Origin of the sequence: Oceaniferula spumae (assembly GCF_042849255.1) — a bacterium.
GTDB lineage: Bacteria > Verrucomicrobiota > Verrucomicrobiia > Verrucomicrobiales > Akkermansiaceae > Oceaniferula > Oceaniferula spumae.
In genome coordinates, this window is the sequence record NZ_AP026866.1 from 4,342,882 (window position 1) to 4,355,180 (window position 12,299).

9 protein-coding genes are annotated in these 12,299 nt (G+C 53.7%); 4 read left to right on the plus strand and 5 right to left on the minus strand.

The genetic code is table 11. The annotated features are described in order from the left end of the window. Positions 1–30 precede the first annotated feature (30 nt). Positions 31–1,359, minus strand: coding sequence for a FecR domain-containing protein (locus ACSPJT_RS18480; RefSeq protein WP_435894043.1), 1,329 nt, complete (start codon positions 1,357–1,359; stop codon positions 31–33). After that, positions 1,356–1,904, minus strand: coding sequence for a sigma-70 family RNA polymerase sigma factor (locus tag ACSPJT_RS18485; RefSeq protein ID WP_435894044.1), 549 nt, complete (start codon positions 1,902–1,904; stop codon positions 1,356–1,358). Before ACSPJT_RS18485 ends, ACSPJT_RS18480 begins: the two co-directional genes overlap by 4 nt. A gap of 292 nt (positions 1,905–2,196) precedes the next feature. Between ACSPJT_RS18485 and ACSPJT_RS18490 the strand changes: the two genes are divergently transcribed. From ACSPJT_RS18490 to ACSPJT_RS18500, 3 genes are all read left to right on the plus strand, one after another. After that, on the plus strand, positions 2,197–2,928 hold the full coding sequence (locus ACSPJT_RS18490; RefSeq protein ID WP_435894045.1) for a PEP-CTERM sorting domain-containing protein: 732 nt from the start codon (positions 2,197–2,199) through the stop codon (positions 2,926–2,928). 87 nt (positions 2,929–3,015) lie between these two features. Next, on the plus strand, positions 3,016–5,625 hold the full coding sequence (locus ACSPJT_RS18495; RefSeq protein ID WP_435894046.1) for a sialate O-acetylesterase: 2,610 nt from the start codon (positions 3,016–3,018) through the stop codon (positions 5,623–5,625). Positions 5,626–5,762: 137 nt separating this feature from the next. Beyond that, positions 5,763–6,482, plus strand: coding sequence for a hypothetical protein (locus ACSPJT_RS18500; RefSeq protein WP_435894047.1), 720 nt, complete (start codon positions 5,763–5,765; stop codon positions 6,480–6,482). Between the two features lie 113 nt (positions 6,483–6,595). On the opposite strand, the gene ykgO is transcribed toward ACSPJT_RS18500, so the two are convergent. The 3 genes from ykgO to ACSPJT_RS18515 form a co-directional block, all read right to left on the minus strand. Next, complete coding sequence (gene ykgO, locus ACSPJT_RS18505) at positions 6,596–6,760, minus strand: type B 50S ribosomal protein L36 (protein ID WP_435894048.1); 165 nt, start codon at positions 6,758–6,760, stop codon at positions 6,596–6,598. A gap of 122 nt (positions 6,761–6,882) precedes the next feature. Next, positions 6,883–8,487 (minus strand): phosphoglycerate dehydrogenase, encoded by a 1,605-nt coding sequence (gene serA / locus ACSPJT_RS18510; RefSeq protein ID WP_435894049.1) that lies wholly within the window; start codon positions 8,485–8,487, stop codon positions 6,883–6,885. Positions 8,488–8,573: 86 nt separating this feature from the next. Beyond that, positions 8,574–9,701, minus strand: a complete 1,128-nt coding sequence (locus tag ACSPJT_RS18515; RefSeq protein WP_435894050.1) for a class I SAM-dependent methyltransferase — start codon at positions 9,699–9,701, stop codon at positions 8,574–8,576. Positions 9,702–9,781: 80 nt separating this feature from the next. On the opposite strand from ACSPJT_RS18515, the gene ACSPJT_RS18520 reads away from it, so the two are divergent. Then, complete coding sequence (locus ACSPJT_RS18520; RefSeq protein WP_435894051.1) at positions 9,782–12,223, plus strand: transglycosylase domain-containing protein; 2,442 nt, start codon at positions 9,782–9,784, stop codon at positions 12,221–12,223. Positions 12,224–12,299 lie beyond the last annotated feature (76 nt).

The window sequence follows — 12,299 nt, forward strand, 5'->3', positions numbered from 1 at the left end:
GTTCTCGGGATGAGAGGTTTCAGAGATGAATTACTCGGTGTGGATTTCGCGGATACCTACGGCGCTGTAGTAACTGCGCGAGTCCTTGCGTGTGGTCGGAGAAATACGAATACGGATGGTGCCGGTGGAATCGGCCTGGGGGGTTCCGAGGATGCTGCGGTAATCGGAGAATTCGGAATTTTCTTCAGATGTGACGAGCAATTCGCTGTTGTGCTGGTTGTATTCCTTCAACGGCGCGCCTTCGATAGCGGCACGGACAGGACCTAGTGGGTGTGTGTGGTGCATCGGGTGGCGGATGGAGATCTCGTAGTGCTGATTGGGTTTGAGACCGGAGATGGTGGTGGTCAGTGTGGGTGCTTTTTCGCCGAGGTCTTGGCGGGAGACCCAGATCCGGCGTGATGTCACCTGAAGTTGTTGACCTTCCCAGTTTACGCCCCAGTGGTTGTCTGCCGCTTTGTGGTCGCGGTTGGCGATGAGTTTCGGCGTGGTATTGATCTGAACTCCAAGACCGCCCTCCCTAGACGGATCCAGGTCGAGGGTGCCGGTAAAGTCTGGTAGGCTGCGGTAGAAGAGGTCGGAGTCCAGAGGGATGGAATGCACCTTGCTCTGGGCATCGACCGAATAGGCTGAGCCAGCGGAGACAGGGAGTTTTTCACCACTTCCATGGCTGGCGCTGAGTTCGACCTTGCCGGTGAAGACGTGGAGTGAAGCCCTCCCTTTCTTCGGGGAATGAATGGCGAACTCGGTGCCGAGATCGACAACTCGCATGCGTGGTGTGCTCACGGTGAAGCCCTTGCCGGCTAGCGGCACGTGGAACCATGCCTTGCCGTGGGTGAAATCGAGGTGGCCTTCATCAGTCAGGGTGAATTCGGCGGGGGCCTCGACGACACTTTTTACACCTGAGTCCAGCAGCAGCTCGGCGGTGCCTTTCTTGAGCTGCATGGTGCTGCCGGGAAGCATTTTTCCATCGGTGCTCTGCTTACCGTCTGCATGGATCATCACAAAGGCATGATCTGGGGAAAATTGACAGATGGCCTGCGGTGGTTCGGGAGCCCGCAACAAGGCGGTTGCAATCAGAAGCACGACGATCAGTGCAGCCGCAGCGAAGATGGAAATTTTCACCTGACGCTTGCGCTGGCGTTTCACCACGTCATCCATCAGCCGGGGCATCGGACGGGCAATGTTCGTGCTGTGGGAGTATTTGGCGTGCAGCAGACCTTCCAGTTCGATGAAATCCAAATAGGCATTCATCGCATCCGGATCGGTGAGTAGTCGCTTTTTCAGGTCGGCCATCTCACTCGGCTGCAGTGAGCCGTCGAGGATACCCAGCTGGATCGGGGAGGTGTCGCGCTTGATCATGCCGGATCTCCTTCCAGACTGATGCGGTTGTGGATGCAGTCTTTCAACTTGGCGCGAAGACGATTGAGGGTGACGTAGAGGGACGAAGGGGAGCGGCCTAATTTGTCGGCGTATTGTTCAACGGTGACCTCCGTGCCGTAGCGGGCACTGAGCAGCTCGCGTTGTTTTTGGGAAAGTTTTTGCAGGCATTGCTCAAGGGCGTGCGCCTTCATGTCCGATGCCTGCTCGCCACGCTCCAAAGTAGCGGCGCTGATTTGATCGATTAGCTCATTGTCGAAGAAAACCAGCTGAGAACTCTTGCTGACTTTCAGGTGGTTGAGCACCTTGTAGCGAGCGATAGTGAATGCCCAGGCTTTGAAATTGGTGCCCAGCTCGTATTCTGCGATCTTGTCCCAGAGGGTAAGATTGGTTTCCTGTAAAATGTCATTCACCTCGTTGGGTGCCCATGGCATGAGCGAGCGGATATAATTCATCAGCGCGAGTTGATTCTGGGTCAACTCCTTGATGAAATCGCGGGTTTCAGGGGCTAGGGGATCAACGGGCATGATACACACTAATATGTAAAGCCCTCGAACAACCTTAACAAAAAAATGCGGATAAATTTACGGTGCGTTAGTTCCTAAATATCCAGCGCTTGCTTTGGATTACTTGTCTTTAACGAACCCCATGGATTGTAATCGCGTGATGCACACCAGTTTTGGAATTTGCAAGCTTTCCATATATGAACACCCTCTAAGTTTTTTTTGTTGAGGTTGTCATACCTTGTCATAGATTTTGCGACACTTCGTTCTGCGTGCATGCGAACCAACGAAGCCTCCTATAATATCCCCAATCACTATGTTCAAACAGATCATTCTACCTCTTTCGCTCTTGGCATCCGTTGCGTATACACATGCTGCTGTCATTCTCAGCACTTCGGAATCCAATTTTTCCACCAACCAAGGCACCGCCCTGAACGGCCAACCGTGGGCGGGCGATATTTCAACGACAGATCTCGTTCACATTGGTCAAAGCACTTATTCGGGGCGCTCTTACAGTGTTTCCCCGACATTCGGTTCCAATGGAGTCAACAATGGTGGAATAAACGTCAGCACAAGCAACAGCACATACTGGAACGACGCCACTCTGAACTCCCAACCAACCGTTACTTTCGATCTGGATGTTTCCACCAATACGCAGGGCTACGACATCACCGCTGTGGATGTGTTCCAAGGCTGGAACATGAACTCGGCGATGCACGCCAACCAGAACTACACGATCTCAGTCAGCACCGTTGGATCGGCAGTATACACACCCCTGATTACCGTGAACTACAACCCCTTCGGCACCGCAAACGACAGCCACCACTACAGCCATACCCAGGTGACTGAAGATAGCTCCGGCATCATCGCCTCCGGAGTCGACAGCATCCGCATTCAATTTCTCGACCCTGTGGCCTCGGGCGGAAACTCTCCCGGCATCGTGGTCAACGAAATCGACGTCCAAGGAGTGGCCACCGTTCCGGAGCCTAGCTCTGCCGCATTACTCGGCCTCGCAGGATTGGGAGCTCTATTGCGCCGCAGACGCTAAGGCGAGTCTTCGCCCTTGGGTCTCAAAATTTTCGTAGGGCGGTGGATGATTTCCACCGCCTTTTTTAGTCCTGTCACTATACATCTCATGATCAAAACCCTCCTTTTCCCCGCACTCGTCCTCCTGTCACTCCTCAACGTTTCTGCAAGTATTGTCACCAGTGTGACGGAGGCCAATGATGCCACGTTGCAGGGCACTGCGCTCAGCGGCCAGCCGTGGGCCTCGCAGATATCGACCACCGACCTCGTGCATACAGGACAAGCCACCTTCTCAGGTCCAGTGGTTCACAGTAACACTCCCAATTTCGGCAGCGCGGGTGTCAACAATGGCGGCACCAATGTCGATACATCTAACAGCACTTTCTGGAACATTTCAAAGCTGCCGGCTAGTGTCACCTTCAACCTCAACACCTCCGCCAACACCGATGGCTACGACATCACGGCTGTCGATGTTTTCCAAGGCTGGCATGCCAATTCTGCCATGCACGCCAATCAGAATTACAAGATCTGGGTGCGACTGGTTGGCTCAACCCTCTACACCGAGCTGCACACGGTAAACTACAATCCTTTTGGAACGGGCGATGACCCCCATCATTACAGCCACACCAAGGTGACGGAAGACGACACAGGAATCATCGTCTCAGGTGTGGACAGTATTCGCATCGAGTTTCTTGTCCCCGCCAGTTCGGGCGGAGCTGCTCCGGGCATCGTGGTCAATGAAATCGACGTGCACGGTTACCCAACAGGAACCACGCCGCCGAGCGTCAGTCTGACCCACCCCACCACCCGCCAGATCATCCAACGCGAGGCTGACAATACCGCTGGCATTCCCGTAAGCGGAACATACAGCGGCAGCGCGGACAGCATCGAAGCGCGTGTTGTGGCGGGTGACTCGGGAACCTCCTCTGACTGGCAAACCGTCGACATTTCACCAAGCGATGGTAATTTTTCCGGCACCTTGGCTGACATCCAAGCCGGGGGCTGGTACACGCTTGAAGTTCGCAAGGTGGAAGGCGGCGTGTCGGGTGGTGTCACAACATTGGACAGAGTCGGAGTGGGGGACATCTACGTCATCGCGGGTCAGTCAAATTCCGCCAATTTTGGCTCCCCGGCAATCACCTCCACTGAGGACCGTGTGTCCGCGCGACTCAGCACCACGGCAAATTCTTGGGAACATGCTTCTGATCCTCTCCCCATCGCCAATGGCTCAGGTGGTTCGCCATGGACGAGGCTCGGTGACCTGCTGGTGGCCAGTGAGGACATTCCCATCGGATTTATTTCTGTCGGACAAGGTGGCACCAGCGTGCAACAGTGGGTCACTTCCCTCTATGCCAGCCGACTCAAACCCACGGTCGAGTCCCTGCCGGTCAATGGCTTCAAAGCGGTGCTCTGGCATCAGGGCGAGTCCGATGCCAACAGTGGCACCTCTCATGCGGACTATGAATCGAGGCTCCTTACCATCATTGCCAACTCCCGCACCGATGCTGGATGGGACGTGCCTTGGTTTCTGGCCCAGGTTTCCTTCCATCCAAGCACAAATCTAACCAAAGAGCTGCGCATCACCTCCGCCCAGCGCGATGTCATCCACGCACAAACAATGACCCGGCTCGGGGCAAGAACTGATGATTTCCATCTGACTGGCAAGCTTTCCGACGGAGTGCACTTCAACGGTGCAGGACTCGCCGACCACGCTGCCCAATGGCATGCCATCCTGACCGGAACCCCGGCTCCCTCTCCAATCAACGCAAACATCGAGAGCAACAACTCACTTGCCGATGGTGGCATCCACACGATCAACATAGGGGCCAACAACAGCCTGTCTCTGATCGGCTGGGAGGTTCTGGCTGCTTCGGGAATTGCCGCCGCCGATGGCTCCAACGGCTACTACAACCCCAATGCCACCTTCTACAGTGCCAGCGCGGACACGGTTAACGGTGGGGTCCTTCCCAATATGAACGGCAAACACGTCGCTTTTTTCTCCGGTGGTTCCGCAGGAAACTTTTTCCAGCAAACCTTCCCTACCAGCCTGGAGCCCAACACCACCTACACCTTAATTGTCGCACTGGGGAAACGGCTGGCTGGCACCTACGGCAATGCCCGACTCGAAATCGTCGCAGACGGACAAACTGTGGCGGGCATTAACGTGCCGGAAAGCAGCCTCACTGCAGACGCCTTCACCGACATCTCAGTCAGTTACACGGCGCCCGAGGAGCAGACCTTTAACCAGCACTTGGCGATCCGCATTATCAAGACCGACGGCACTGGAACTTATGTTGATTTCGACAACGTGCGAGTCACCACCAGCCTCACCCCGTTCGGTCAGTGGCAGACCACCCACTTCGGCTCGACAAGTCACCCCGACGCCAGAATCACCTCCGACTCCGATGGTGACCAGATCCCGAATGGTGTGGAATATTTCCTCGGCCTCCAGCCAGATGTTCATGACACCCTGCCAGTGCCTGTCGCAGACACCACTACGGTAAGCTACACCATTCCCTTGGATCCGTCCGTCAACGACTCCGGTCTGGACCTGCTGTATTCCTACAATCTCGAGCAGTGGTTCTCCGCTAACACCCCCGATGATCCAGCCGTGACATCGGTTCATGGAGCCAACAACTGGTCGGTCACCATTCCATATGCCCACACGGACAAGGCGTTCTTCCAAATCGAAGCGAAAAACATCAACTCCGCTCCTTGATTCAGGTTTGTGCAGGGCATATAGAAGTACTTCAAAAATACTGGGAATTGTCTGCGATGGGAGAATCGGGCGAGCAAGGGGCGGACGAGGCTGATTGGTGATTGCAGGCTGTGCGGGATCATGCAGAGTGCTGGGGCATGAAACATCTTTTCCTGGGTTTTCTTTCCATGGTCGTCCTGCTGTTGAGTTCCTGTATCGATGGCGATGAGGAGATTTTCCTCCATGGCGATGGCTCTGCCCGATTAAAAGCAGTTTATACAGTGCCGGCTTTAATTTTTTCCGATGAAGATGCGGCAGATCTCATCGCGATCATTGACAAGGAAATTGGTGAGGAAGAAAAGCTGAACCTCCTGACTAATAGCGTGGAGCGAGTCAACGGGCAGCGGGTGATCACCATCGAGGTGGAAACGGGAGATCTGGTGAACTTGGAGGATTTGTTGGATAAACACAGCAAGTCCATTTCGGGAGACTCCAAGAGTAAATCTGACCGGCTTCTCCACGCCTTGCTGGGGGATTTTGTGATTGAACGTCAGGGTCTGAAAGCTGGGATTAATCGGAAAGTGGATCTGACACCTTTGCTGGAACAGTATTTGGGAAAACGAGGCACCGGTATGCTTGGTGAGTCTGAGTTCCGTTATACCATCCACTTTCCCCAAGAGGTGGAAAGCACCAATGCCCATGAAGTCCTGAATGGAGGAAAGACGCTGAAGTGGAAATACAAGCTGGCCGAGTGTAAGGAAAAGCCTATCGAACTGCAAATGGTGGCTGCTGTGCCGATACCTTGGTGGATCTATGCGATTGTGGGTGGGGTGGTTTTGCTGCTGGTGTTGATCGCCTGGAAGGTGATTAGAAGATAGTTTGCGAAGCTTCGCTTCGGGGGGGAGGTCATGAGCAGGGACGCTCATGCTACAAAAAAAGCCTGCGCCGAGTGAACGGAGCAGGCTCTTTGGAAAAGATGCTGTGGAGTGAATTACTTCACACCTTTTTTACTCAGGCGAGTGCCCTTGGTCGCACCCTGACGGGCTTTGAACTTGGGGTTGCTCTTGCAGATAACATAGAGCGTGCCTTTGCGCTTCACGACTTGGCAGTCTTCGTGGCGCTTTTTCATAGAGAGAAGTGATGAGAGAACTTTCATGGTAGAAGTATGGTTGGAAAAAAGTTTGATGAAACCGAGAATTTCGGCTTGGGACGTGTGTCGGGGCGGGGAAAATACCCAGATTGGATAACGTGTAAAGCCTATTTCTAGGAAAAAGCAGGTTAAATCTCAACGGAGGTGACCGAGAGGATTCCGGGGGCGGCTGAGAGGTCTGCAATGATTTCAGCACTAGGTGCTGTATCGAGCTCGATGACGTTCAGTGCATTGCCACCTGATTTGTTTCGGGCGAGCGACAGATTCGCGATATTGAGTCCACCAGCGCCAAGGGCGGTGCCTACGAGGCCAACGATGCCAGGGCGATCGTCATTGCGGACAATCAGGAAGTTACCCTTGATGTTGGTGTCGACGTAGAGGTGGTCGATTTCCACGATGCGTGGGGATTTACCGATGATGGTTCCAGCTACGCGGAATTTCTTTCCGTCCTTGCGAAGCTCGGCCACGATGAGCTCTGCATACTCGGTTTTGGCGGTGATAGTCGACTCGATGGTTTCGAGCCCCATTTCGCTGGCCACGGCTGGGGAGTTGACGATGTTGACTTGGCCGTCCGGACGAGCAGTCTCGAGGTAACCGGTGAGCACGGTTCTGGAAACGAGAGCGGTATCTTTTTCACCGAGATCTCCGTGGTAGGAAACTCGAAGCGAGTCTGGATTGACCGGTCCGAGTTTGGCGAGGAACTTACCGAGTGAGCTGGCAAGGTCGAGATAACCGCCGATGGCGCCGAGGGCGGCTGCATCGAGGGATGGCATGTTGATGGCATTGCGGATCTCACCCGTGGTGAAGAAGTCGCGTAGCTGCTCGGCCACCTGAATACCGACGTTTTCCTGGGCCTCGTTGGTCGATGCTCCAAGGTGCGGAGTAAAGGTGATGTGTTTCGGCAGATCGAACAGAATGTGATCGGCAGACGGTGGCTCGTCTTCGTAAACGTCCAGACCACAACCGGCGATGTGGCCTGATTCGATAGCTGCTTTCAAGGCTGGTTCGTCGATCAGACCACCGCGTGCACAGTTCACAACCAATGCGCCTTTGTTCATCAGAGCGAGTCGCTCGGCATTAATGATATGCTTGGTGTCATCGGTAAGCGGCACGTGGAGCGTGACGACGTCTGCGCCGGTGAGTGCTGCGTCAGGGCTCTCGGCGAGCTCGACTTTTAATTGGTCCGCGCGGGCCTGAGTAAGAAATGGATCGTATGCGACGACGGCCATGCCGAATGCTTGGGCGCGCTTGGCGAACTCAGCACCGATGCGACCCATACCGATGACAGCGAGGCGTTTGGTGTTGATTTCGATACCGGCGTAGGCTTTGCGGGCTGCTGGGAAATCACCCTTCAACACAGCGGAGTGAGCTGGGCCGATATTTCGTGCAGCGGACAGCATCAGGGTGAATGCCAGTTCGGCCGTAGAGATGGTGTTGCCGGTAGGCGTGTTCATAACGATCACACCGTGATTGGTGGCGGCATCGCGATCGACGTTGTCGACGCCGACACCCGCGCGGCCAACGGCCTTGAGCTCGGTAGCAGCGGCAAGAACCTTGGCAGTGACCTTGGTCTGGGAGCGGATGATCAGGCCGTGATAGGACGGAATGATTTTGAGTAATTCTTCCGGACTGAGCCCGGTGTTAACATCCACCTCAAGGTCTGGATGGTTTCTGAGAAGATCGACTCCTTTGTCGGAAATAGGGTCTGAAACAAGAATACGCTGCTTGGCCATGGCGTGCATTTAGAGTCAGAGTGCGCGCTTGTCAAAGCGAAGCGGAGTCATTTCTTCCAGAAACTTGTCAGGAGGGCTTCCGGAGTTCATTTTTCGACGGTTCGTTCCATCTCTAACACCATAAAACGAGTACCCAGCATGGCCGGATGGGTGAGAGTCTGAAACTGACGTAAAAGGGTGGGGGTTTCCGGTGTCATGACCTTTTCCAACTCCAGCAGCCAGTGTTTGGCGTGATTGGTTAGATAGCTGGCTTGAGTGCCTAGGCTTACAAGCTTGAACCCGACTGCTGAGGCTTCGTTTTCCAAACGAGTGAAGTCAACGTGGCAGGTGATGTCTATCTCTCCAGGTGCGGTTAGAGGATTATCGGATTTCTGGTGTTGGTAGTAAGTCTGAAGAGTGCCCTCCGTGCGGTCGGGGTGATAGTAATCCTCGCTGTGATGGCCGTAATCAACCGTGATCATTAATCCTCTGGTCAGGACATTGGCCACCTCACGAACGAACGGTTTTATGCCAGGATTGAACTCAGTGGTGTATCCCTCTGGATAAAAGCCATTGTTCTCCAGATCACGGCAAAACTCAGCGAGTTGATCTGATAAGGGAGCTGCTACAAAAGTAAACTGGCTGTGGGAATCGAGTCCCACAGTGAGTTGGTGCCATTTTCCGTCCTGATAGCGGACGATGTCGACGGGAAATGCGTCAAGTAGCTCGTTCGAGAGCACCGCTCCCGTAACTTGTTGGATATCTGTGATGGATGCATGGCAACTGAACTTATCGCTAAACTCAGGACTGAGCTTTGTCTTTTGTCTGCTTCTGAGCAGTGGGGTTGTTTCGATCAGATGGTAGTGTAGTGCCTTGTAAAAATCAGTTTGGGTGGTTTTAGCCTCGGAAAGAATATCATAACACAGAGCCCCATCGTGAGCTCCGGGCTCGATGATGTGGAATTCTGATGGGCTGCCAATTTCCCGCCAATAGGACGCCAGTCGACGTGCCAGAATCAGGCCGAAACATCGTCCAGCACTCACACTTGTGATGAAATCGCCTTCTTTGCCGACCCTCTGTGTCTCTCCGGCATAATAACCATGTGTTGGGTCATAGAGCGCGGTGGCCATAAACTCTCGGAACGGAATCGGGCCCTGCGACAAAATACGGGCTCGTATTTCCTGTGCCAGCGCTGTTTCGCCGCCTGATTCTTCGCTAAAAGCCGGGGTTGCCATTGTTTGATTCTGAGAGTATGAATTGGGAAATCTCAAGGGACGAGTCCTTCGATCCGGACCTTGCCATGGAAAATTAGATAATGGGTAAAAAACGTTCCAGCACCGGCAGCAAGGGCCGCAAGAGGCGATTCTTCAAGCTAAAATGGCTGCTATACCTCTGCCTCTTCGGCGCACTGCTGGTAGCCATCGGCTTTCTGGTGTTCCAGATTAAGACCCAGCCGTTTAAAGATAGGGCCGCTGAATATAACCTGGACGAAATCGATGATGTTGAAGTGGTCAGCCTGATTCTCGACCGTAAAGGCCGTGAGTTGGGAAGGATTTTCGTAGAGAACAGGGATGTGATCAGCGTCAAGGACGTGCCCCAAACGATGATCAATGCATTGGTCGCTGGTGAGGATCAGCGGTTTTTTGAACACGACGGGGTTGATCGCCAAGGCGTCATTCGTGCGATGTGGCTGAACTTTAAGGCGGGTCGGCAGACTCAGGGAGCCAGTACTCTCACCCAGCAGTTGGCTAGGAATGCGTTTCACTTGAAGGAGGAAGCCGATGAGGAAGGCTGGACAGGCATAGAGCGTAAGGCGGTGGAGGCGTTCCTCGCTCAACGGATCGAGAAGCGGTATGGAAAATTTGAGATCCTCGAGTTCTATTTGAACCGTGTGCCGTTCGGTAGCGGTTTCTACGGTATTCGTTCGGCCTCACTCGGGTACTTCGGCAAAGAGCCACGTGATCTAACGCTTTCTGAGTGCGCGTCACTGGTGGGTTGTATCAAGAACCCTACCAAAATCTCTCCGATCAATGATCCGGAGATGAACAAGAAAGCCCGCAACCAAGTGCTGAAACGGATGGCGGCGGAGGGGTTCATCCTCGAATCTGAAAGCGAGGAGTTACAGCTGGAAGACGTGGTCATCAACCCCAAGCCGATTCAGCGTGGAGCATCTCATCTCTATGAGCGTATCGCTCAAGATGTTCGGCAGCAGCTGGGAGAAGACGCCCTAACTGAAGGTGGGTTTAAAATTTTCACCACCATCGATATCGATGTCCAAAAAGCGATGGAGCAGCGGATGCTGAAACAACTCGCCGACGCTGAGACGGTCGAAGGATATGATCACCCAAAATACCAAGATTACCGCCGCGAAAAAGGTAAGCCGGAATACCTCCAAGGAGCCGGCCTGATGGTTGAGAATGAGACTGGCGCGGTGGTTGCTTATGTTGGTGGTCGGGATTTCACTCATAACCAGTTTGATATCGTCCAGCTTGGCCGCAAACCTGTTGGAACCGCATTTCTGCCATTCATTTACACGGCAGCACTGGAGAAAAAAATGTCCGTCGCGTCGTTGGTGCTCGATGCCCCGATGAATAACCGCGTGATCATGTTAGATGGTCGTGAGGGGGTTCTGGGTGAATGGGGCATGGAGGTTCTGAACCCGCAGTATGAAAACGAAATTACCCTGCGCAGGGCTCTGGAGGTCTCGAAAATCGGAGCATCGGTGAGACTGGGTAAACAACTCGGCCTGGGCACTGTGATGGAAACAGCACGCAAGTTCGGACTGACATTTCCAGAGACCAAGCTGCTCACGCGGATGCTTGTAGGTACCGACGAATTTTCATTGCCCGATCTCGTGCGAGCCTACTCAGCATTTCCGAATGGAGGGCAAACCACAGGTTCGATGTATATCGTAGATCGGATTGTAGATTCGTCCGGCAGTCTCCGTTACCAATCCAAACGTAGCCAGAAGTCCAAGCCGATGCTCGATTCACAAACGTCCTTTGTCATGCACTCCATGTTACAAAGCGCCTTGAAAGAAAACACCAATCCTGAAGGCTCTGCTGATCCCTCCGGGCTGACGAACGATCCTTCCTTGGCTGGCAAAACCGGAACGACATACGATTTCGCAGACAACTGGTTTGTCGGATACAACAGTAAAGTGACCTGTGCCGTTTGGATGGGATTCCTTCACGGCAGTCGCGATCCCATTTACCCAGGTGCGTTCAGTCGCCATACGGTGTTCCCAGTATGGGTAGACAGCATGAATGCAGCTTCCTCAGAGTTCCCGGGCCAGCAATTGGCGGTTCCTGATGGGATTGTTAGCTTGGAAATCTGTAAATCGTCGGGACTGAGAAAAACAAGATACTGCCAGGACTACCGCAGGGATCCAGTTAGCGGTAAGGAGTCGTACGTGCCGACCACCCTCACGGAGTATTTCATCAAAGGCGCTGAGCCATCCGGATACTGTGACGTGCACGGTGTCGTGGACGGAACATTGGCTAAAAATTATGATTTCACCGCTGATGGCACAAAGGCCTCGCGCTCTCGTGCCATTCCAGTGCAACCTAAAGCTCCCTTGCTGTTAGGGAAGGACCCATACGGCACCGAGCAGCCGGACTTTGCCCCAAGAGACACAACCACATCCAATAGTAATGGAGGTGTCATTAATCTCGATCAGCTCGAGACCGAAGACAGGAATTCTGATATCATTCTAGACCGTCCGCGTCGTGTAGAAATCATTGAGGAGACCCAGTGATTTTCTGTGGTCTTAGGTAGTTCCATCTCAGGATTGTAAATCTTACAACTGCTGGCTTGCACTTTGAGAGGTGCTG

Excerpts from the sequence above, each read along its gene's own strand:
- ACSPJT_RS18485 (WP_435894044.1), bottom strand. The coding sequence starts at position 1,904 with ATGCCCGTTGATCCCCTAGCCCCTGAAACCCGCGATTTCATCAAGGAG.
- ACSPJT_RS18520 (WP_435894051.1), top strand. The coding sequence starts at position 9,782 with ATGGGTAAAAAACGTTCCAGCACCGGCAGCAAGGGCCGCAAGAGGCGA.
- ykgO (WP_435894048.1), bottom strand. The coding sequence starts at position 6,760 with ATGAAAGTTCTCTCATCACTTCTCTCTATGAAAAAGCGCCACGAAGAC.
- ACSPJT_RS18500 (WP_435894047.1), top strand. The coding sequence starts at position 5,763 with ATGAAACATCTTTTCCTGGGTTTTCTTTCCATGGTCGTCCTGCTGTTG.
- serA (WP_435894049.1), bottom strand. The coding sequence starts at position 8,487 with ATGGCCAAGCAGCGTATTCTTGTTTCAGACCCTATTTCCGACAAAGGA.
- ACSPJT_RS18495 (WP_435894046.1), top strand. The coding sequence starts at position 3,016 with ATGATCAAAACCCTCCTTTTCCCCGCACTCGTCCTCCTGTCACTCCTC.
- ACSPJT_RS18480 (WP_435894043.1), bottom strand. The coding sequence starts at position 1,359 with ATGATCAAGCGCGACACCTCCCCGATCCAGCTGGGTATCCTCGACGGC.
- ACSPJT_RS18515 (WP_435894050.1), bottom strand. The coding sequence starts at position 9,701 with ATGGCAACCCCGGCTTTTAGCGAAGAATCAGGCGGCGAAACAGCGCTG.
- ACSPJT_RS18490 (WP_435894045.1), top strand. The coding sequence starts at position 2,197 with ATGTTCAAACAGATCATTCTACCTCTTTCGCTCTTGGCATCCGTTGCG.